Here is a 22,851-nt window from a genome sequence, read left to right on the forward strand (position 1 = left end):
CCTACACCAAAATTAATGCAGGATTATCGACAAACTGCTTCAATACCGATAGGAATTGAGCACCCAACGCACCATCAATGACACGATGATCACAAGACAATGTTGCGGTCACCATTTCACGAACAACAATCTCATCATTTTCAACGACAGCACGTTTCTCTGCTATACCTAAGGCCAGAATTGCACCTTGAGGTGGGTTAATAATGGCATCAAATTGTTGAATACCCAGCATTCCCAAATTGGAAATACTGAAACTACCGCCTTGAAACTCATCAGGTGCTAATTTTCCAGTTTTGGCACGTGTTGCCAGATCACGCATATCATTGGAAATTTGCGCCAAAGATTTACGGTTCGCTGCTTTAATGATTGGTGTGATCAGTCCATTTTCGATGGCCACAGCAACCGAAATATCAGCTTGTTCAAACTGTAAAATCTGCTGATTCTCTTCATCAAACTGAACATTAACTTGTGGAACTTTAATCAGTGCAGCAGCAGCAGCTTTAATCAGCATATCGTTAATGGACAGTTTGACTTGCGGTACAGTACTGTTAATTTGCTGACGCAAAGCCTGAACCGACTCAACATTTAAGTCTATCGTTAAGCGAAAATGTGGTGCATTGCGTTTTGCCGCTTGTAGCCGTGCAGCGATTGCTTTACGCATACCATTCATAGCTATGGTGGTGAATTTTGCTGACTCTGTTGGATGCGCGTACTCAGTATGTTGAGCTTGTACAGGGTTTTCACGTTGATATACAGCTTCAACATCTTCCTTACAGACTCGTCCACGTGAACCCGATGCACGACAATCATGCAAATTAATACCCCATTGTTTTGCCAAACGGCGAGCAACAGGTGTTGCTAGAACATCACTATCATCTGCTTTAGATTTTGCGGCTTTCGTGCTGGCTTGATGACGTACATCTGGCCAAGAACCACCAGCAGCTTGAACTGCGGCCTGAATATCTTGAACACTGATACGGCCTTCACGTCCAGAACCTGTAATCTGAGCCAAGTTTACATTATGCTTTTCAGCCAATTTCAAGGCATGTGGCGTTGCAAAAATATCATCGCTTTGTTGGTAGCCTTGTAACTCATCAGGAATAGAATATCCGCCCTGAGTCACCGCTTTTGATCCATTACCAACACTGTTCTGTTTAGGAGCAGCTTGTACTTTGGTTTCAACTTGAGCCACATCGACTTTTTCAGGAACCGCTGCTACCGCTTTATTTTCAGTTACAGCAGGTGTTCCACCTAAAGACTGTGCAAATGCTTCAACTTCTGCATCAGAAACTTGAGCGTCTGCACAGATTGCAATGATTCCACCTACGACCAGTGTGTCACCATCGTTAGCAATAATTTTTCGTAGCAGGCCATCAAAAGGTGCTTCCAATACATTGACGATTTTTGTGGTTTCAATTTCACAAATTTCCTGTCCTTTACTAAATTGGGTACCTTCCTGAATCAGCCATTGGGCAATCGTACCCTCTTCCATGGACAAACCCCATTTTGGGATTTCTAAAGTTTTAATTTCGCTCATCCTAAGCCTCCAACGTCTTGCGTACAGCCTGTTCGATGCGTTCTACACTTGGTAGCCATTCTTTTTCTAATACTGGTGAAAATGGTACGGGTGAGTGTGGTGGAGTGACTAACTCGATTGGTGCTTTAAGATAATGAAAGCCCTTCTGTGCAATGAGGGCAGCCACATCATGTCCGAAACCACAACGCGCTGCTGATTCATCCACAATAACTACGCGACCTGTTGAAGCCACTGACTCTAAAATGCCATCTTCGTCTAATGGAGAAATGGTTCGAGGGTCAACCACTTCAACCGAAATGCCTTCTTTTGCGAGCTTGTCAGCAACTTCATTGGCACGATGCACCATCAGGCTTAAGGCAATAATGGTGATATCAGTACCTTCACGTGTGTAATTTGCGACACCAAAAGGAATAGTGTAGGCCTCATCTGGTACTTCGCCCTTAATGTCGTACAATAACTTGTGTTCACAAAAGACTACTGGGTCATCATCTCGAATGGCTTGAATCAATAACCCTTTCACATCATAGGCGCTCGAAGGCACCACCACTTTTAAGCCAGGTACTGAGGCAAACACGTTATATGGCGACTGAGAATGCTGTGCTGCGGCAGAAAAACCTGCACCGATCATGCCTCGTACAACGAGTGGCGCTTTGGCTTTGCCACCAAACATGTAGCGAAATTTAGCTGCTTGGTTATACAGCATGTCATAACACACGCCGTAAAAATCCATAAACATTAAATCTGCCACAGGTCTTAAACCCGTTGCAGCAGCACCTGCCGCCATACCAATAATCGCTGATTCTGTAATTGGAGTATCAATGACTCGTTCAGAACCAAATTCAGTCCATAAGCCTTTGGTTACACCAAGTACACCGCCAAAACCTTCCAGTTTATTGTCATCGGTATTTTTGCCACCATGCCCACCACGAACATCTTCACCGACCACAATGACACTTGGGTCTCGGCGCATTTCTAATTCAATTGCTTCTTTAATCGCGTTTCGATAACTTTTATTTGGCATTTTTCTACTATTCCTTTAGTAAGAGACATAAACATCAGTAAGTAACTGAGAGACTTCTGGGTACTTAGCTGCGCGTGCTTTTGCAACGGCATCGTCTACATTGGCTTTAGACTGGGCGTCAATCGCATCGAGTTTGGCTTCCTCAATTTTGCCTTTAACTTTTTCACGGAATATTTTCAATGGATCCTTATGTTCTTTGACATAATCCAGTTCTTCTTTGGAACGAATAAGTCCCGGATCACCTTCAAAATGTCCATAAAAACGGTTGGTTACCGTTTCAATCACACTCGGACCTTCACCACGGCGGGCACGTTCAATGGCTTTTTGTGCAACTTCATACACAGCAAAAAAGTCTGTTCCATCTACTTTTTCAGCGGGTAAGCCAAAACCTGCTGCTCGGCCTGCAATATCTTTACTGCCTACGGCATAATCATGTGCAGTACCTTCACCAAAACCGTTATTTTCAAAAACAAAAATGACAGGAAGCTTTAACACAACAGCCATATTAATGGCTTCAAAAGTTAAGCCCTGATTTGAACCACCATCACCGGTAAAAGATAGACCAATCCCACCATTTTTGAGTGTTTTAGCACTTAAAGCTGCCCCAATAGCCAAAGGTGGACCACCACCCACAATACCGTTTGCACCGAGCATGCCTTTATCTAAGTCCGCAATGTGCATTGAGCCGCCTTTACCACGACACAAACCATCATCTTTGCCAAAAATTTCTAGCATCATGGCGTGAATGTCACAGCCCTTTGCAATACAATGTCCGTGACCACGATGTGTTGAGGTAATGAAGTCCTTATCTGTTAAATTTTCACAGATCCCTACGGCAACAGCTTCCTCACCGCTATAAAGATGGATGAAACCTGGGATATCACCTGTATTGTTTTCATCGTGAAGTCGATCCTCAAATTCACGAATGTCGCGCATTCTTTTGTATGCTGCTAGCAATTGCTCTTCCGTTAATTGCATATATTTATTCCTTATTAACTACGCTTAAAAGAAAATCCCAAATTGAATAACTGGATTTTTAAATCGTATATTTATATAAGAATATTTTTATTTAATTTCATATTAGACTAAAAAAATATAATGCATAAAAACATAAGATAAACATTAAAAACAGTGGTTTATAATATTAAAAAATTTGTAAATTTTTTAATATTATTCAGCTATATACAAAAACAAACCTTTAACCAACCTTTGTTTTATATGATAAGTTTTTTGCCCTGTTTTAATATTATTAATGCATTTAAAGCAGCTTATTTAATATCAGGCTCAATATTAATTATTTTAAACGACGGAGTGTTTGAAATGGATTTAAATAACCCAGTATTAACTGGAAAGAAGCTACGTGGCGCTAAAAAAATGGCGCGTATTCCAATTAAAGTTGTTCCAACGGAAACGATACCGAAAAAGCCAGAATGGATCCGGACTAAAATTAGTCAACCTGAGGAAGTCCAAATCATTAAGGATTTATTAAGACAACAAAAACTACATACCGTTTGCGAAGAAGCGGCTTGTCCTAACTTGCCGCAATGTTTCGGTAGTGGAACAGCAACATTCATGATTATGGGTGATATCTGTACTCGACGCTGTCCATTCTGTGATGTCTCGCATGGCCGTCCTAATGCCTTAGATATTAACGAGCCACTGCATTTGGCTGAAACAGTGAAGAATCTAAACTTAAAGTATGTTGTGATTACTTCCGTTGACCGAGATGATTTAAAAGATGGCGGTGCACAGCATTTTGCAGATTGCATTCGAGAAATTCGTCAAACTAGTCCAGGCACTTTGATTGAAGTTTTGGTTCCTGATTTTCGTGGTCGCGCAGATATTGCACTTAAAATTTTGAGCAAAAATCCACCTGATGTCTTTAATCACAATATTGAAACCGTGCCACGCCTGTATAAAGCCATGCGACCAGGCGCTGACTATCAGCATTCATTGAATTTACTTAAGAAATTTAAACACTACTGCCCTGATATCCCAACGAAATGTGGTTTGATGGTGGGTTTAGGAGAGATTGAAGCTGAGGTTATTGCGTTATTAAATGATTTGAAAGATTATCAAATTGATTATGTCACAATCGGCCAATACCTACAGCCATCCAAATCACATGCGCCAATTCATCGTTTTGTTACATTGCAAGAGTTTAAACATTATCAAACTCATGGAGAGCACTTAGAGTTTAAGAATATTTGGAGTGCACCATTAGTGCGATCGAGTTATTTTGCTGACCGCCAGTATTATGGTGAGGCTGTACCTGTGCCCTACGTGCGTGAATGACATTTTCATCATTTAAAGGATCCTATTTATCAACATAATGGTTACTTTTATTAACACTTCAGATAAAAATAGTCATTTCCAGTCCATAACAACACTTTTAAAGTAGTTAAAAGGCTGGTAAAACCCAAAAAAGGTTATTTAACGAATCCAAGAAAAATGATTTGGTACACGTAAGAAAAGATTGAATGAGTATAGATCTGGAAATTGATTTCTGAAGTTTAAAGATATTACAGTCTAATCATAAAGGAATATGATATGAACCTGTTCAATACAGCACTAGCAAAAAAGCTGCAAACAACACATTTAATTAATCAGCATATTGTTCAGGCTGCACCCGTTTTGGCTTTGCCTCAAGAAGATCAGACTTCCCTATTCCGCCGCTCTATTCAGCATAATTATGCCGATTTATTAAGAATTGCTAATGATTCCGATATGGCAATTGGTCTTACAGATCACCATGGTACTCTGTTATGGACCTGGAGTAGTTCCGCGATGCTTTCTTCTGCTGAACAGGTACATTTTATTGAAGGTGGCCATTGGTCAACGCAGGCGGTTGGGACCAATGCGATTGGTATGACATTAAATAGTCAAACATCAAGTTGTGTATATTCTCATGAAAACCAAATGGACAGCGTTCGTGATTGGGTCTGTTATGCAGCACCTATCTGGGATCCGACTTCAGGTCAATTTCATGGCATTATCAATCTTTCCACAAAATATAAAAAACATACCCCTCTAGGCATTCTTGCTGTGGAACGCTGTGCAGACTTAATACAGCGAGCAATAAAATTTGAACAGAAAAATTTTTTATACATTAAAGCGCTAGGTTCGCCCTGGGTTCAATTTAATGGGCATACTTTGAACTTGACTCACCGTCAAATTGAAATACTTTGCATTTTAGCTTTGTATCCGTACGGCATTGGTTTAGAAGAGTTACACTATGCCCTTTATGGTGAGCGTAATGTCAGCCTAAAAACCTTAAAGGCTGAGCTTTCACAACTTCGTAGCCTATTACCTCATTCAATTGAGGCTCGCATTTATAGGCTTACCTGTGAAGTCCAATGTGATTTTTTACGTGCTGAACAATCATTAAATGCAAATCTTATTTCGAGTACATTCTCGCTATATAAAGGTAGCTTTTTATCTAAATCAGAAAGCCCTTTACTCAGTACTTGGAGACATTGTTTTGATGCCCGTTTAAGCCAGTTGATTTATCAAATAAAGGATACCGATCAATTATTACGGATTATTGGGCAAACACATGATCGTATTGATGCTGTACAGCGTTTATTAGAATTATTACCACAGGACAGCAACTACCGTAATTATTTTTCAAATCTGATTTAAATTTGATTTGTTACTTCAACTCTAAAGGGCTTTGTTGCATAAACCTAGCCTAGAAAGATTATTCAGTCCTATAATTTCAATATGAATAAACCTGCTCCTAAAATCTATCGTACAACTAACTGGTCTTCCTACAATCGTGCCCTCATTAACCGAGGTAATATTTCCATTTGGTTTGATCCAAACACTCAGTGGTATGCACAACCATAAGGCAAGCAAGGTCGAAATCAAACTTACTCTGATACCGCTATTCAATGCTGTTTAATGATCAAATCTCTATTCAGACTCTCTTTACGCATGGTCACAGGTTTTGTTCAAAGTTTGATTAAACTGTGTAAATGAGCTGCTCCGAATATCAGCGATATTCGTACAGCACGCTTTGTCGAAGACAAAAACATATTGATATTGCGATTAGCTATCAAAAAAGTAGCGATGGGCTACATCTACTCGTAGACTCAACTGGTTTGAAGTTTCTAGGTGAAGGTGAATGGAAACGTAAGAAACATGGACCTGAATATCGTCGCCAATGGCGTAAGCTTCATATTGGTATTGATGCCGACACCTTGCAAATACGTGCAGTACAGCTCACTACAAATAATGTGAGCAATTCACAAGTACTCGGTGATTTACTTGATCAAACTCCATAAGATGAACGGATTGACTCTGTCTATACCGAAGGCTCTTATGACACCAAGTAATGCAGACAAGTCATTTTAGATCGAGATGCACATGCGGTCATTCCACCAAGAAAAAATGCAAAACCATGGGAAGATCAGAAATTGAGATCTTTAGAGCGAAATGAATTATTAAAAACAGTGAAACGTTTAGGAAGAATGCTTTGGAAAAAATGGTCTGGTTATCATCGTCGAAGTTTGGTCGAAACCAAGATGCATTGCATCAAATGATTAGGCGATAAATTAACAGCAAGGAGTTTTCCTAGTCAGGTCAATGAGATTCATGCACGCATAGCAGTATTAAACAGATTTACAGAATTAGGTCGTCCTCATACCCAAGTTGTCACTTGAGTTCTGTTCAGATAAGCAGGTGCTGTCTTTTAAATCTTTGTGCAACAAAGCCCTTTTGCATAGAAAATATTCTGGATAGGTTCTAAGTGATCACCTTTAAATTTATGAAAAGCAATTACACAAAATTATTTACAGGCTCTGCAGTTGCATTAGCTTGAAGCCTGTATATATATATTTGGCTACCTTTATCGGGTAAATTCTATACTTGCAATGTCAACAGCCCCAATACAAAATCTGAGAAATATATGAGTGCAGAAGCCACATCTATCAGCCTTTTATCCCCTGTCATATTGCTCACGGCTGCAGTGATCGCAGTCCCCTTAATCAAGCGCCTAGGATTAAGCTCGGTATTGGGATATTTAATTGCAGGATTAATTATTGGTCCATTTGGACTGGCATTTTTCTACGATTCTGCGTCTATTTTGCATATCGCTGAGCTTGGTATTGTGATGTATCTGTTTGTGATTGGACTAGAAATGCGTCCATTGTATTTATGGAATTTAAGAAAAGAAATTTTTGGATTAGGTACATTACAAATTAGTGCCTGTTCATTAGGGCTAACGGCTGTAGGCTTGGTCTATGGCTATTCTTGGCAAGTGAGTTTTGTGTGTGCTGCAGGCTTTGTACTCACCTCAACTGCAATTGTAATGCAACTTTTGGGAGATCGTGGAGACATTGCTCAACCACGAGGACAAAAAATTGTCTCGATTCTGCTGTTTGAAGACTTGTTGATTGTCCCTTTATTGGCAATTGTCGCTTTTATCGCACCGAATCATGTTGTTGAAAGTACTTCTACGCGTTTGCAGAGCATCGGAATTGGTTTAATTTCAATTGCAGGTTTAATCGCTGCAGGCTATTGGTTGCTTAATCCTTTATTTCGCTTATTAGCTGCAGCCAAAGCCCGTGAAGTCATGACTGCAGCAGCACTCTTGGTGGTGCTCGGCGCAGCATTACTGATGCAAGTCACTGGCTTATCGATGGCAATGGGGGCATTCCTTGCAGGGGTATTACTCTCCGAATCCACTTTTCGCCATCAGATTGAAGCAGATATTGAACCGTTTCGTGGCATATTGCTCGGATTATTTTTTCTAGGTGTAGGCATGTCACTAGACCTTAACGTCGTAAAAAATAACTGGGTGTTAATCTTAAGTGCTGTACTTCTGCTGATGTTTGTCAAAGCATCCATGATTTACCTGATTGCACGCATGACCAAAAGTTCACACTCCGAAGCATTCGATCGCGCATTACTGATGGCTCAAGGGGGTGAGTTTGCTTTTGTACTCTTTACTGCCGCCATGAGTGCTCAAGTCATTAGTGCTGTTGAACGCTCAAACCTGACTGCGATTGTAGTCTTATCGATGATTTTGACCCCGATTATTGGCTTTTTATTTAAACGTTTTACCCAAACTACAGAACAAACTTCTTTAGAAAATATCCGTATTGCCGAAGGGCTTTCTGGAAAAGTATTGATGATTGGTTTCGGTCGTTTTGGACAAGTTTCCAGTCAATTACTGCTTGCTCGAGGGATTGATGTGACCATCATTGATAATGATATCGACATGATTCAAAACGCTGAAAGATTTGGATTTAAAATTTACTATGGCGATGGTTCTCGTTTAGATATTTTACATGCCTCGGGAGCAGATACGGCTGAGGCAATTGTTGTTTGCGTAGACCACAAAGAAACGACGAATAAGATTGTAGAGTTGGTGCAACATGAATTTCCTTTAACCAAGTTACTGGTTCGCTCTTATGACCGTGAGCATGCGCTGCATTTAGCAAAACAAAATGTGGATTACATGATTCGAGAAACCTTCGAGTCGGCAATGCTATTTGGCGGTGCCATTTTAGAAGAATTGGGTGTTGACCAGAGTAATGTTGAAGAAATTAGCCAAGAAATCCGAGAACGAGATAAGGAACGTTTTGAAACCGAAGTTGCAGCAGATGATGTCTATGCGGGTATCGGTTTGCAATACACAGGACCGCGTCCGACTGCACCTTTAATCACACCAAAGCACACAGGGCAAATTCTGAATGAAGATGACACTCAGCAATAATTTCACGTATTAAGCCCAAATAAAAAAGAGGTCTGTGTAGACATCTTTTTTGTAAGCATCCGCTGAACCCCATACCTATTTTTTAATTCCGTTCAAGTTTCCAGCGGTGTGGCAGTAATTCTTCTATTTGGGGCACTTTTTGTGTCGGCTATTGAATATAATTGATGATTCTCGTCGAGAAGGTTTAGCGATTGAAGCAGAATTCTCATTACCAACAATTCGGGTTATTCGTACGTTGAATCAGTTGCTAGAGTGGCGAGAAAATCCGTTAGTTATTCGGTTTGAGAATAGTCCGGAGTTTATCAATCATGAATGTGGGCGCTGGGGAACTGAATAAGGTATTCGTATTGAATATATTCAACCAGGTAAGCTACAGCAGAATGCGTATATTGAACATTATAATCCAACTATACGCTATAGCTGTCTAAGTACGCATTTATTTGAAACACTGGAAGAAGTGCAAGATTATGCAACGAGTTGGCTGTGGCATTACAACCATGAAAGACCACACCAAGCAAACAGACGAAGGCTACCTCTAATTAATGGCTGCTTGACCTCTATTTTTAACTTCGGTTATTTATGGGCGGATTACCCTTGTCATTATATTGACATCAAATCTTCATAGCTCTGTCATTTGTTAGTGTTGATATAAGCCAATAAATTTAAAAAGATTAAATGAGGATAAAATATGGCAGGGTTATCCATCTGGCATGTACTAATTTTTGCAATTGTAGTGATCTTACTGTTTGGTACTTCTAAACTAAAAAATCTAGGAAAAGATGTAGGGGGTGCAATCAAGGACTTTAAGAAATCTGTCCGTGAAGAAGAAGCTGAGGCAGCTCAACTTCAGTACCCTCGAACGATTGATGCGAAAGTTAAAGCCAGTGAGAGTTCAATCAAGAATTGAGGTATTGCTATGCTCAATATTGGAATGACTGAGCTGTTGGTCTTTGGGGCAATTGCCTTGCTCATTCTTGGACCAGATAAACTCCCTGAAGCGATACGTTTTATAGGTAAATGGTCAGCCAAAATCAAAAGGATCGCCGGCAATATACAAAATGATCTTGACCGTGAATTGCGACTATCGGAACTACGGGAACAAATGCAAAGCGAGCTGAAACGTATTCAGGAATTAGAAATTAAAATGCAGGCACAAATGGATAATATAAATGTAATCCATCAGCCCATCATTAGAAATCCGGAACAACATCTTTTGAACTATGAGCTGACTTACCAATTAATTAATGAATCAGTTTCACCTGTTCATTTACCGCCAATCCAGCTGAATAAAGTGACAAAACAAGAAAAAATTTATGCTGATATAAAGGTGGCCGTATGAGTATTTTGCCTTCGACTCAAACCAACAACGATACCCGGCAAATCCCGTTAGAAGAAATGCCAATTACCAGGCATCTAGTGATTCTGCGAAAGCACCTTTTCAAAATTGTGGGCGTATTATTAGGACTATTCTTATGTTTACTGCCTTTTGCAAGCCAAACTTATCAGCTTTTATCAAAGCCTTTACGCGCTCAGTTACCTGAAAGCTCTAGCATGATTGCAACAGATGTGACTGCGACTTTCATGGCTCCATTTAAGTTGAACTTCTTTATTGCTTTACTTATCGCCATGCCTTTTATTTTGTATCAACTTTGGGCCTTCATTAGACCAGCATTGTACCTAAAAGAAAAAAAGTTAGCTTTACCACTATTAATCAGCAGTATTGTACTGTTTTATGCAGGTATTGCTTTTGCCTATTTAATCGCTTTACCTTCTATCCTTCATTTTTTTATCAGCGTATCACCTGACACTGTTGCACCGATGACCGATATCAATAGTTATCTGGCTTTTTGTTTAAAACTATTTTTAGTTTTCGGATTTACTTTTGAAATCCCTATTATCACGCTCCTGCTTATTATAATTGGTGTTGTCAGCACACAGACCTTGGTGGAAAAAAGACGATTTATTGTGGTGGGATGTTTTTTTATTGCCATGTTTGTGACACCACCCGATGCCCTATCAATGATTATGTTAGCTGTTCCAATGTGGCTGTTATTTGAATTAGGCTTAGCGGCAGGAAAATGGATAGAAAAATGATGACCGGACATAACTGAATAATAATAAAAAGAACATAAAAGAAGAAAATACTCTATGAGCAGCTTAAGCTGCTTTTATTTTTAATATATAAATCAATATTATATTTAATAAATCCGCAATATTAGCTTCACCTGACTGTCATATTCAACCGCTAATTTATTCCTGACTTTAAAACAACCAGACCTTAGTTATGGGAATAAAATAATGACAGATTACTTACCTTATGATGAAAATCAGGAATTGGATAATAATACATCAGATAATCATCATTTTCGGGATATTTTAGAACAATCCATTTCTCGTCGTGCTTTAATTGCCAAAACTGCAAGTGGGGCTGCAGCATTGGCCCTTGCATCCTCTCTGGCCGGATGTGGGGACAGCGATAATAGCTCTTCTCTGCCGCCAACCGAGACTGTACCAAACCCGCCTGCTATTGACCCAAATGCAAAACCAGAGCAACTGAACTTTACACCAGTTGCTAAAAACTTGAATGATATCGTCACTGTACCAGACGGTTATGAAGCCAATGTCCTGTATGCACTTGGAGATTCTATTAATCCTGCATATTCAGACTGGGATGACAACAATATCCCGAATGGGCCAAGCTTTCAGTTTCGCTCTGGCGACTGCCATGATGGAATGAGTTTTTTTGGCTTAAATATCACTTCTGGCCGGTATGACCCGACTGTGTCTGAGCACGGTCTACTCGTTATGAACCATGAATATATCAATCCGACTTTTTTACATCCTCAAGGTCCAACCAAAGTTGATGGTCGCCGCCCTGAAGATGAAGTCATTCGTGAGACAAATGCACATGGTGTTTCAATCATTCATATCAAAAAAGACAATTCCAATCAAAAAATAGAAATTGTCAAAAATTCGATTTATAACCGTCGAATTACTGCCTCAACTGTCATGAGCTTTTCAGGCCCTGCGAGTGGATCTACTCTTCTATCTACACGCTTTTCACCAGGTGGAAAACTAACACGCGGTACGCATAACAACTGCGGCAACGGCTATACCCCATGGGGTACTTATCTCACCACTGAAGAAAACTTTATTGGTTACTTTGTCCGTAGCAAAACTGACGATGCTCATCGCTTACCGCAAGAAACGGTCGCTTTGGAGCGTTATGGTTTAAAAGCAGGTTCAAGCTCACGTTATGGCTGGGAATCTGCAATAGGTACAATTGAACCTCAGGATCTTTATGATCGATGGAGTGCAGATATTACTGCCGGTGATGCTAGCAAAGATTATCGTAATGGCCCCAATACTTTTGGCTGGATTGTAGAAATTGATCCATTTGATAGCCGACAAAATCCAGTTAAGCGTACAGCCTTAGGACGTTTTGCGCATGAAGACTGTCGTGCCAGTCGTGCTCGTGAAGATGATAACCTGGCTTTCTATATGGGCGATGACTCACGTGGAGAATATATATATAAGTTTGTTTCTGACTATAAATGGAGTGAAAACGACCGTAATGGTGGTTATGCAGTCGGAGATAAATATATGGATCATGGCAAGCTTTATGTTGCTAAATTCAATGCAGACGGGAGTGGTCAATGGATTGAGCTGAGTTATGGTATTAATGGTTTGAATGAGCTGAACAATATCTATCCTTTTAATTCCCAAGCAGATGTCGTGACCTTTGCTCGTCTAGCAGCAGATAGCGTAGGCGCTACTAAAATGGATCGTCCAGAATGGGTTGCAGTTAATCCTGAGAATGGAGAAGTCTATGTTACGCTCACTAATAACTCTAACCGCGGCACTACACATGCCTTAGATGCAGCCAATCCACGTAACTATAGCGATCCTGAGGGTGGCAAAGGTAATGTAAATGGTCATATTATCCGCTTACATGAAGATAAGGATACGACCACAGCCATCACATTCAGATGGGATATTTACCTATTTGGTGCTGAAGCTAAAATGGCACAAAATATTAATCTATCAGGTTTGAATGATAATAATGATCTGTCTTCACCAGATGGGATGTGGTTTGACCCTCGTGGTGTACTCTGGATTCAGACTGATGATGGTGCTTATACAGATACGACCAACTGTATGATGTTGGCTGCTTTACCTGGTAAGGTTGGAGATGGTACTCGAACAATCACATCTTCTGGTCAGGAAACTATTGTCGGTGCTCAAGTCTCAGATCAAACTTTACGTCGTTTCCTGACAGGTCCGAAAGGCTGCGAGATTACGGGGGTAACCATGACACCAGACTATAAAGCGATTTTCATTAATGTACAGCATCCTGGAGAAGATTCTCGAAGTTATGATAAGCCCACTAGTCATTGGCCTGCATCACAGACTAACTCGTCTGCCACTTCCCGGCCACGCTCTGCAACTGTAGTAATCACTCGTAAAGATGGTGGAACTATAGCTGGATAAATAACTGACTTATCTCAAAATGCTGGCTTGATGCTGGCATTTTTGTTTTTTTCAATCTTTTAAATTTTAAATTTTTTTAGATTTAAGAATGAACTAGTCAATAATAAGCATCTTGAGCAGTATCCTAAAAGTTATTAATTTTTTATAGGGAGGTTAATGAACCTATAAATTCTAATTTATAAAAAAACAATAAGTTAATGTAATAAGTGATGATTATCTAATCGTTAATTAATGAAGTAGACTTCAGGTGAACATAAGTTAAATGAAGTATACTAAACAATAACTTTATATATGTCTTACATTCATCTGATTTTTAGTTAAATAAGATCCTGTTACAAAAACTTACCACTGGGGGGCTTTTTATTTATCAAAAAAATCTTGATGGTCTCCATCTACTGGTTTGAAGTTTCTAGGCGAAAGGAATGGGAGCGTAAGAAGCATCAGCTTGAATATCGACAAAAATAGCGTGAACTCCATATAGGTATAATAGATGCTGAAGCGCTGCAAATACGTGCAGTTCAGCTTATAACAAATGATGTAAATGATTAATAAGCACTCGAAGATTTACTTGATTAAATCTCATTGGATGAGCAAATTGATCCTATCTGTACAGATGAAGCTTATGACACCAAGCACTGCCGACAAGTCATTTTAGATCAAGATACACATGCAGTTATTCCTCTAAAAAATACAAAATTTTGGAAACATCAAAAAACAGGATATTTAGAGAGAAACGAATTATAAAAACAGTCAAACATCTAGCTAGAGCTATTTGGAAAAAGTGGTCAGGTTAACATTGGCGAAGCTTGATAGAAACCCAGATAGCCTGTATCAAGCTATTAGGCGATAAATTAACGGCAAAGTGCTTTGATAGCCAGGTGAATGAAATTCATGCACGTGTAGCCGTGTTAAATAAACTCACGAAATTAAGTCAGCCGATATGCATATTTTAATTTTAATTTCAGTGACTTAGAATAGATAAACTTCTGAAGCTCTTATGTAATAAAGTCAGTACCTGGGACAGTGTTTCAGGTGTAAATCTGTCCAGGAAAATGGGCACGGACTAGACTTTTCTCTGGTAAAAAAGGTGTTAAACAAATATGGCTATCAGATTCAATTTATAGCGGCGCAACCTCAATATTTAAGTGTATTCGTTCAGACTTGATCGTACATTCTTCTTGAAAAAGAGAAAGTTACCCGTTTTGATAAAGGTGTCGAAATCTTAATCAAACAAAGGTAACTTTCTTATGTTGCATACTAACAATCAAATCATTAAACACAAAGTAGGTCTGCTCAATTTAGCTGAAGAGCTTCAGAATGTATCCAGAGCATGCAAAGTGATGATGGGTGTTTCAAGAGATACATTTTATCGCTATCAAGAATTAGTGAAGTCTGGTGATATTGACGCACTGATCAATAAATCCTATCGAGTACCAAATTCAAAAAACCGTGTAGATGATGCTATTGAACAGGCTGTTATTGATTTCGCAATTCAATATCCCGCATATGGTCAGCACCGTACTAGTAATGAATTATGCAAGAAGGGTGTATTCGTTTCAGGGAGTGGTGTTCGCTCTATATGGCTTCGTCACGATTTAGAGAACTTTAAGAAGCGTTTAAAAGCACTTGAGGCTAAAGTGGCACAGGATGGTACTGAATTAAATGATCAGCAGATTGCGGCACTTGAACGTAAGCATGAGGATGACGTTGCTTGTGGTGAAATCGAAACAGCTCATCTAGGCTATTTAGGCGCGCAAGACACCTTTTATGTCGGGAATCTCAAAGGTGTTGGACGAATCTACCAACAAACATTCATCTACACTTATAGCAAGATCGTTCATTGCAAGCTCTATACAACAAAAACACCGATTACAGCGGCTGATTTACTCAATGATCGTGTATTGCCATTCTATCAATCTCAGGACTTACCAATGCTTCGCATCCTCACAGACAGAGGTACTGAGGATGCGCTAAGGTAGAACAACATGACTATGAGTTGTATCTGGCAGTCAATGATATTGATCACACGAAGACAAAAGCAGCTTCCCCGCAAACAAATGGTATATGTGAGCGTTTCCATAAGACGATTTTGCAGGAGTTCTATCAAATTACGTTTAGGAAGAAGCTTTATAGCTCATTGGAAGAATTACAGGTTGATCTAGACGATTGGCTGAAATTCTATAATACTGAACGGACTCATCAAGGAAAAATGTGCTGTGGTCGTATACCACTTGAAACTTTACTTGATGGAAAACGGATTTGGGCTGAGAAAAATTTAGCTCAAATTTAACCTGACAGGCACAATAAAAAATGGGTAACTGTCAGATCAGGTTTGAGATACCGTCTCCACCGTCAAGCAAATTATTAAGAATTGATGCAATAATTTGCTTGATAAGGTTGTTGGTGTTTGAGTACACCATAACAAAGATGGACTAACTTCCTCATCGCAGCTCCAATCGCCATCATCTTAGTTTTACCATTCGCTAATAAGCGCTCATTCATTTTTTTGATATGAGGGTTATGTCGAGTTGCTACAACGGCTGCCATATATAAACCAGCACGTATTTTGGAAGAGCCTGCTTTAGATAAGCGGCTTCTACCACGAATGGAGCTACCCGATTGTTTTTGAATTGGAACCAAGCCGATAAAGGCTGCTGCTTGGCTAGCTTTTTCAAAAGTGTGGCTGCGCAAGAAACTAAGCATTAATAAGCTGGTTCGGTCTGCAATGGCAGGAATACTACTGAGCAGATCTTTGTCATTTTTTAAATCTGGATTTTGGTCAATATGATTATCAATTTGCTGATCAATATTTTGTATGTGTTTGTTTAATTGCGTAATACTATTATGAATAGATTCCAGTACAGGCTCCATAGTAAAAGTAGAATTTGCTTTTTCCAAACGATTCTTTTCACGTTGTAAATCGTCGTAAAGGACAGCTCTTCTCTCTAGCAATGCATTAAGCAATTGAATATGTTCAGGCAGAGGTTGCCAAAAATGTAGATCTGCTGTCATTTCAAATCTGGCTAAAACTTCGCTATCTACCTTGTCTGTTTTATTCAGCTTGGACATACTCTGAGCAAAATATCGAGCTCTGGCAGGATTGGTTACACAGACCTGATAACCTGCTTTAAATAAATATTGAGCTAAGAGTTCATGATAAATAGAAGTGGCTTCCATTAATGTAATGGTCTGCATAGATGTAGCAGCATGGTGATTTAGCCAAATTTGAAGTTGCTCAAAACCGTCTTGTGTATTCGAAAAGGTTTTTGTCTTCTTCTTACTTGTAGAATTGTCTACAATTAAACAGCAATCAATTTTAGCTTTAGCAACATCAATACCAAGATAAAACATAATCTTACCTGCCTGATTTACCCAATTATTGTTTTAGCATAACCACTGTCTTTTCTTGTGAATACAGCATCAGAGTGCTTAGTTACCGTCCAGAGTTGTGTAAGTGGTTAGGGCAAATTACAGGTTTTATCTCAAACCCAAACCTTATGTTTTGCTAGTACACGAAACTCTGTAATTTGCAATATAGTGATAGCTAATCACTATGAGGGGTAAGATACAAGCTAGTACACCAGCGCAATTCTCGCTACTTTCAGTAAGCGACTCTGGCTCAATCATAATGGGCTGACTCAATCGAATCGAGGTAAATCGATCCATCACAATTGGAGCAGAAATTATGCTTTAATACATTCTTGGATAATGCTGAAAAGTCTTTGAGTTTTAATCAATAAACAAGAGTATCCATGTCTACCCTCAACTTTACTTATTTTCAGACAGCAACCAATCGAGAGCACTCATTTTTACAATACCATTATAATTTGCTTCAGCCCCTATCGTGTCTAAGGTAAGTAAATATTTGGGATACGAATCAGAAATTTTCTGTAATGGACGTAACTCTCGGCTGAGTGTCTCCTCATTGAGCGTTTCTAACGCCACTTGATAATAAGTTAAATTCTGTAAAGTATCGACAGCAACAAAATCAATTTCATATTCATCAACCCGCCCTACATAGACCGTATAACCTCGTCTGATAAGCTCAAGATAAATTACATTTTCTAAGATATGACCTTGATCAGCATTAGCATCAGGCAACATAATCCGGCGCAATCCGACATCAACTAAATAGTATTTTTCAGAGGATTGTAATAACTCACGCCCGCGTACTTTAAATTGTGCAGCACTATAAAATAACAAACTGTCCTGTAAGCCCTGAATATAGCGTTTTACTGTTTCAAATGAAATTTTAACCCCACTTGAAACAAAGGTATTTTTAATTTTATTGATGGAAATAGGTGAGCCTGTCACGCTTGCCAAATATCTTGCGACACGCTCGAGAGAGTTAATATCGGCAGTATTCAAACGGGGAATTACATCTTTAAACATTACACTGGCATAGACCGCTTGCAAGTAATCATAAGTTTCTTGCTGGCTAGTCATGGCAAGCGTATAAGGGAAACTACTGCTCGTATACATGGCATACAAATCACGATTGGATAATTGTTGGATGATCGGATTATTTTCAATATGCCACTGTTTAAATTCTTGGAATGACAAAGGTAGAACATGTTGCTCGATATAGCGTCCTGTAAGTAAAGTCGCAAGTTCTCCACTTAGAAAGAATGCGTTTGAGCCTGTAATATATAAATCGATATAATCCCGAACATATAAAGAGTCGACCACTTTCTCAAAATTTGTAACATGTTGTATTTCATCTAAAAAAACATAGTTTTTTTTACTTTTATCAACTTTGGACAATACATAATCATGTAGTTTACGGTAATCGGTGAGTTCTTCAAATTCCATAAATTCGAAGTTGATGGCAATGATGTTTTCGGCTTGTACACCCTGTGCTTTTAGGTCTTGTTGAAACATCGCCAATAAGGTGGATTTTCCAGAGCGACGTACACCTGAAAGTACTTTAATGACATCACGGTTTTGCCATGTATTCAGAAATTTTAAGTAACCATCACGTCGAATATTAGCGCTTCTCATTATTTACACTTAGAATCTAAATTTTTAATAAATTATATCAAATTTTAGAACTCACATGTAAATACATTTAACTTTTAAAAAAGTTTAAAGGTTAAGTGAAACATTCAAAGCTGCTGTTGAAGCATGCGGATAGTAAATGTAATAAAAATCTAGATTCTATCTTTTTTGATTATTTTCCATGTCATGTTATGTCATTGATGCTACGACTTAACTGCTATATAAATTAAGTGAAAAGTAAATAAAACTAAGATGTTAACTAGAGTGGAACTCAGTTTTGTGTTGCTGATGGTCTCAGCCTTAATACTCATTGCTTATGAAATACTAAAGAGTTTATTTTAGGGTATCTATATCAAAAAAATGCCCATAGAGGGAATCTATTGGCCAAACTAAGAGCCTATCCAGTATTAATTTCATTCTTTTTTAGCAATTGAAAAAATAATTTGTTAAATTCCCCTCATGAGAAAACCATATCCCTGCAACATTAGTCGAGAAGCTTTTAAAGAAATTGAACTGCTACGATTGAGCAGAAGAAAACAAACACGTCCAAGAGTCGTTGATGTCTATGAAGTATTTTGCGCATTGCTCTATATTCTAATAAGTGGATGCCAAAGAAGTATGCTTCCTTGAGACTTCCCACCTTAGAACCTATCCAGAATATTTTCTATGCAAAAGTAGCTTTAAAAAGGCTAAATTAATGAACTGAAGGTTCGTATTCAGGTACTTTTCACAGTTTTTCCAGAGCCTTCTACATTTTTCTAACCAGGCAAATGATCTTTCCACAACCCAGCGTTGTGGAATGGCTGCAAATTTATGCAATTCACTTCTTTTAGCTACATCAGCTCGGGATCCGATTAAATTATTAACAGCCAAAGAAAAGGGTTCACCTGTATAACCGCCATCAACAAGTACAACCTCTACATTTTGTAAGCTATCTTTATGCAAAGTTATAGTATCTAACGCACCTTGACGATCTGTTTTATCTGCTGTCGTAACCAATATTCCATGCGGGAGACCTTCAGTATCAACAATAATATGTCTTTTAATGCCTGAAACTTTTTTACCAACATTATACCCTTTATCACGTGCAGTATCTGTGTTTTTTACACTTTGTGAATCAATCATGATAAAGCCCGTTTGTTCTTTCCATCCTTTGCTGATACGAGCCTCGCCAACCACATTACCCCTCGCATTCTAGATATTGAAGGGTTTTTTCTTTTCTTATGGGTAAATATCCTGGAAGATAGAGTACAAGCTAAAAAGATTTGCAGTTCTGTTGTGATTTGTTTGATATTATCTATATCTAGCTATGATTTATTGAGTTTACTATTTCATCATTAAAGAATAGAGGTATATATGTGTTCTAAGCATAGACTTGAAGATGTTACTGCCATGAATAATGAAGGTGATGAGGTTATTGTAAAAAGAGTTTATGAGCCTAAATCTAGTAGTAATTTGACTTCAAATATTGGAGGAAATATATATCAACCTTCTAATCAAATTATTGTTGATGGGCAAGTCATAAGATTAACTTTAGATAATTGTTTTATTCACCCCAAAAATAAAAAAATATATTCGATCTGATCTAAAAAATATTGTTTAAACCTCCTCCGGGAGGTTTATTAATAGCTAAGCTTTTCTTGACAGATTATAGCGCACGAAACCCGCTATAAATATTCTATTAGCAGGTCTTTTATTTCCCAAAAATATAAAGAATAGAATCCCGTATATCTTCACCAAAAGATATACGGGCTTAAAAAAACCTATGAAACTACGAAGTAGAGTCACACCGAATGGTGTGCTAATCTTGGTTAAACACTTGGACGGCCGGAATCCTGACCTAGCTCACCGATTTGCGGAACGACGAACTTTTAAAATTACAAAACGTAAAGTAAGCCAGGATTGAAGCTAACTGGGACTTGTATTCAAATTTCATATAAGAGATTTTATGTTAAATAATGGTTTTTATATGATCTAGTATTTCTAAATATAAGTGCAATTTTACTAAGGTTGCTTAGATGCTATGGAATCTAAATATCTAAATTGTTCATCCCCCTTTACTTCATTTTCATGTTTAATCACCGCTATTAGTAAAACTATGGTCATAGCCCCAGCTAGATAGGTGATCTTTTTTCTCATGATTTCCTTGTAGTGAAATTCTTTTTGCTTATTTTATATAAATTATATAAATAATAAAATTGTTATATATACCAATCTGTTAGGCAAATTAGTCCTATTCCAAATAACCAAAAAAAGCCGATATCTTTGTAAGCTCTAACCCACAAAAATTGAGGGATAGTTTTCGAAATAGAGTCTTTGATAAAATAGTAAGAATCAATAAATACCTACTTTTTAAGGCACTGTTGCAAATAACCACGAATGGTAAGCTGAAGACTGTTTTAGCTAAAGGTGCAGCATATGAATCCTTTCCATGGTCGGCATTTTCAGGGCGAAATCATTCTTTGGGCTGTGCGCTGGTATTGTAAATATGGCATTAGCTATCGTGAACTGCAGGAAATGCTGGCCGAACGGGGTGTGAATGTTGATCACACGACTATTTACCGTTGGGTTCAACGTTATGCTCCTGAAATAGAAAAACGTTTACGCTGGTATTGGCGTAATCCTACAGATCTGAGCTCGTGGCATATTGATGAAACCTATGTAAAAGTGAATGGACGATGGTCTTATCTGTATCGTGCAGTCGATCAACGTGGCGATACCATTGATTTTTATCTTTCTTCTAGACGTAATACCAAATCAGCATATTGTTTTCTTGGAAAAATTTTAAATAATGTGAAGAAGTGGCAAATTCCACAAGTGATCAACACGGATAAAGCACCCACATATGGACGTGCTTTATCACGGTTAAAACGGGAAGGTAAATGTCCACCAGACCTTGAGCACAGGCAGATTAAGTATAAAAATAACGTGATTGAATGTGATCATGGCAAGCTAAAGCGGATCATCAGGGCCACATTAGGATTCAAATCTATGAAGACGGCTTATGCCACAATTAAAGGTATTGAAGTCATGCGTGCACTACGTAAAGGACAAGCATCGTCATTTTATTATGGTCAGCCTCAGGGTGAAGTGTGTCTAATCAACAGGGTTTTCGGTCTCTAAGTACTTTTTAAAGGAAACATCATCGACTCAAATCTCTATTTGCAACAGTGCCGATCATTGCACCTTGTTTAATGTTTGCTTTGGCAATCATTTTTCTGCACACCTATCCTGAATATATGACTGGCCTAATTCTCATAGGCTTAGCTCGATGTATTGCGATGGTCCTCGTCTGGAATGGTCTGGCATGTGGGGATAATCAATATGTTGCTGCCTTGGTTGCGTTTAACAGTATCTTCCAGATCTTGTTCTTTAGTACTTATGCTTGGTTGTTCTTGACCTTCTTACCGCCATTCTTTGGGGTAGAAGCACAAATCATTGATGTAAGTTTTTGGACCATTACCCATGCTGTTCTGGTTTATCTAGGTATTCCATTCTTACTTGGTTTTTTAACCCGGCTGATTTTAGTCAAACAGAAAGGTTTGGATTGGTATCAAACTAAGTTTATTCCAAAGATTAGCCCAATCAGCCTTATTGCGCTTTTATTCACGATTGTAGCCATGTTCAGTCTTAAAGGTAATGAAGTGATTAGCCTTCCTCTAGACGTGCTTAGAATCGCTATTCCTTTATCGATCTATTTTGTTGCAATGTTCTTCATCAGCTTCTTTATGAGTAAGTGGATGGGTAACGATTACCCTAAAACGACTGCTATTTCCTTTACAGCGGCAGGCAACAATTTTGAATTAGCACTGGCTGTGGCGATTGCCACTTTTGGATTAGCTTCACCTGTAGCTTTCACAACAGTGATTGGACCGCTTGTTGAAGTGCCTGTATTGATTGCCTTAGTCACGGTTTCGCTATGGCTTAGAAAAAAAGTTTTTAAAGAAGTATGAATCAAAAGAGTATTTAGTTTTCCTAAAATTAACATAATACACCTTATGCGAAGTCAAGAATGGGAGCCTTAAGCTCACTGCTGTCCCATAGTTTGCTTTAAATAAAAAACCTGAGTCCTAACAGTTAAAA

At 38.6% G+C, this 22,851-nt stretch carries 14 protein-coding genes and 8 pseudogenes; 15 read left to right on the top strand and 7 right to left on the bottom strand.

Annotation, left to right across the window (positions count from 1 at the left end; all coding sequences use genetic code 11):
• Position 1: 1 nt before the first annotated feature.
• Genes F897_RS16490 through F897_RS16500 form a run of 3 tightly spaced genes read right to left on the bottom strand, consistent with a single transcriptional unit; the run spans position 2 to position 3,536 of the window.
• A complete protein-coding gene (locus tag F897_RS16490; RefSeq protein WP_005237628.1) occupies positions 2-1,537 on the bottom strand; it encodes a 2-oxo acid dehydrogenase subunit E2 in 1,536 nt (511 codons plus the stop codon).
• Position 1,538: 1 nt separating this feature from the next.
• On the bottom strand, positions 1,539-2,558 hold the full coding sequence (locus F897_RS16495) for an alpha-ketoacid dehydrogenase subunit beta (RefSeq protein ID WP_004979604.1): 1,020 nt from the start codon (positions 2,556-2,558) through the stop codon (positions 1,539-1,541).
• Positions 2,559-2,573: 15 nt separating this feature from the next.
• The gene (locus F897_RS16500; RefSeq protein ID WP_005237630.1) at positions 2,574-3,536 is read right to left on the bottom strand and encodes a thiamine pyrophosphate-dependent dehydrogenase E1 component subunit alpha; all 963 of its coding nucleotides are present in this window, start codon (positions 3,534-3,536) and stop codon (positions 2,574-2,576) included.
• A gap of 342 nt (positions 3,537-3,878) precedes the next feature.
• Here F897_RS16500 and lipA point away from each other — a divergent pair, with 342 nt between their 5' ends.
• The 11 genes and pseudogenes from lipA (at position 3,879) to F897_RS16545 (ending at position 16,060) form a co-directional block, all read left to right on the top strand.
• Entirely contained in the window at positions 3,879-4,853 is a 975-nt protein-coding gene (lipA, locus tag F897_RS16505) for a lipoyl synthase (protein WP_005237641.1), read from the top strand.
• A gap of 255 nt (positions 4,854-5,108) precedes the next feature.
• The gene (locus F897_RS16510; RefSeq protein WP_004812193.1) at positions 5,109-6,200 is read left to right on the top strand and encodes a sigma-54-dependent transcriptional regulator family protein; all 1,092 of its coding nucleotides are present in this window, start codon (positions 5,109-5,111) and stop codon (positions 6,198-6,200) included.
• A gap of 81 nt (positions 6,201-6,281) precedes the next feature.
• Positions 6,282-7,222, top strand: a pseudogene (locus tag F897_RS16515) (IS5 family transposase).
• A 245-nt stretch (positions 7,223-7,467) separates the two neighbouring features.
• Positions 7,468-9,279, top strand: a complete 1,812-nt coding sequence (locus tag F897_RS16520; RefSeq protein ID WP_005237644.1) for a monovalent cation:proton antiporter-2 (CPA2) family protein — start codon at positions 7,468-7,470, stop codon at positions 9,277-9,279.
• A 145-nt stretch (positions 9,280-9,424) separates the two neighbouring features.
• Positions 9,425-9,820 (top strand): annotated as a pseudogene (locus F897_RS17335) (integrase core domain-containing protein); the annotation flags it as partial.
• A 147-nt stretch (positions 9,821-9,967) separates the two neighbouring features.
• Positions 9,968-10,186 carry a Sec-independent protein translocase subunit TatA gene (locus tag F897_RS16525; protein ID WP_004812196.1) on the top strand — a complete coding sequence of 73 codons (219 nt, stop codon included), beginning with the start codon at positions 9,968-9,970 and terminating at the stop codon, positions 10,184-10,186.
• Between the two features lie 9 nt (positions 10,187-10,195).
• Positions 10,196-10,618, top strand: a complete 423-nt coding sequence (gene tatB, locus F897_RS16530; protein ID WP_004812198.1) for a Sec-independent protein translocase protein TatB — start codon at positions 10,196-10,198, stop codon at positions 10,616-10,618.
• Complete coding sequence (gene tatC, locus F897_RS16535) at positions 10,615-11,373, top strand: twin-arginine translocase subunit TatC (RefSeq protein WP_004812200.1); 759 nt, start codon at positions 10,615-10,617, stop codon at positions 11,371-11,373. The genes tatB and tatC overlap by 4 nt, the downstream gene beginning before the upstream one ends.
• 204 nt (positions 11,374-11,577) lie before the next feature.
• Positions 11,578-13,770 carry a PhoX family protein gene (locus tag F897_RS16540; RefSeq protein ID WP_004812202.1) on the top strand — a complete coding sequence of 731 codons (2,193 nt, stop codon included), beginning with the start codon at positions 11,578-11,580 and terminating at the stop codon, positions 13,768-13,770.
• Positions 13,771-14,161: 391 nt separating this feature from the next.
• A pseudogene (locus F897_RS18010) lies at positions 14,162-14,723 on the top strand (IS5 family transposase); the annotation flags it as partial.
• 294 nt (positions 14,724-15,017) lie between these two features.
• A pseudogene (locus F897_RS16545) lies at positions 15,018-16,060 on the top strand (IS481 family transposase).
• Positions 16,061-16,134: 74 nt separating this feature from the next.
• On the opposite strand, the gene F897_RS16550 reads toward F897_RS16545, so the two are convergent.
• From F897_RS16550 to F897_RS16555, 3 genes and pseudogenes are all read right to left on the bottom strand, one after another.
• On the bottom strand, positions 16,135-17,121 hold the full coding sequence (locus tag F897_RS16550) for an IS110 family RNA-guided transposase (RefSeq protein ID WP_005237648.1): 987 nt from the start codon (positions 17,119-17,121) through the stop codon (positions 16,135-16,137).
• A gap of 277 nt (positions 17,122-17,398) precedes the next feature.
• Positions 17,399-17,500: pseudogene (locus F897_RS18155) on the bottom strand (HNH endonuclease signature motif containing protein); the annotation flags it as partial.
• A 38-nt stretch (positions 17,501-17,538) separates the two neighbouring features.
• Positions 17,539-18,771, bottom strand: a complete 1,233-nt coding sequence (locus F897_RS16555) for an ATP-binding protein (protein WP_005237650.1) — start codon at positions 18,769-18,771, stop codon at positions 17,539-17,541.
• Positions 18,772-19,227: 456 nt separating this feature from the next.
• Between F897_RS16555 and F897_RS17345 the strand changes: the two are divergent.
• Positions 19,228-19,395, top strand: a pseudogene (locus F897_RS17345) (IS5/IS1182 family transposase); the annotation flags it as partial.
• Between the two features lie 21 nt (positions 19,396-19,416).
• Here the strand turns inward: F897_RS17345 and F897_RS16560 are convergent.
• Positions 19,417-19,950 (bottom strand): annotated as a pseudogene (locus F897_RS16560) (IS5 family transposase); the annotation flags it as partial.
• 174 nt (positions 19,951-20,124) lie between these two features.
• On the opposite strand from F897_RS16560, the gene F897_RS16565 reads away from it, so the two are divergent.
• From F897_RS16565 to arsB, 3 genes and pseudogenes are all read left to right on the top strand, one after another.
• Positions 20,125-20,352 carry a hypothetical protein gene (locus F897_RS16565; protein ID WP_004812210.1) on the top strand — a complete coding sequence of 76 codons (228 nt, stop codon included), beginning with the start codon at positions 20,125-20,127 and terminating at the stop codon, positions 20,350-20,352.
• 834 nt (positions 20,353-21,186) lie between these two features.
• Entirely contained in the window at positions 21,187-21,891 is a 705-nt protein-coding gene (locus tag F897_RS16570) for an IS6-like element IS1006 family transposase (protein WP_001067784.1), read from the top strand.
• A gap of 53 nt (positions 21,892-21,944) precedes the next feature.
• Positions 21,945-22,721 (top strand): annotated as a pseudogene (arsB, locus tag F897_RS16575) (ACR3 family arsenite efflux transporter); the annotation flags it as partial.
• Positions 22,722-22,851 lie beyond the last annotated feature (130 nt).

Source organism: Acinetobacter variabilis (assembly GCF_000369625.1).
Classification (GTDB): Bacteria; Pseudomonadota; Gammaproteobacteria; order Pseudomonadales; family Moraxellaceae; genus Acinetobacter; species Acinetobacter variabilis.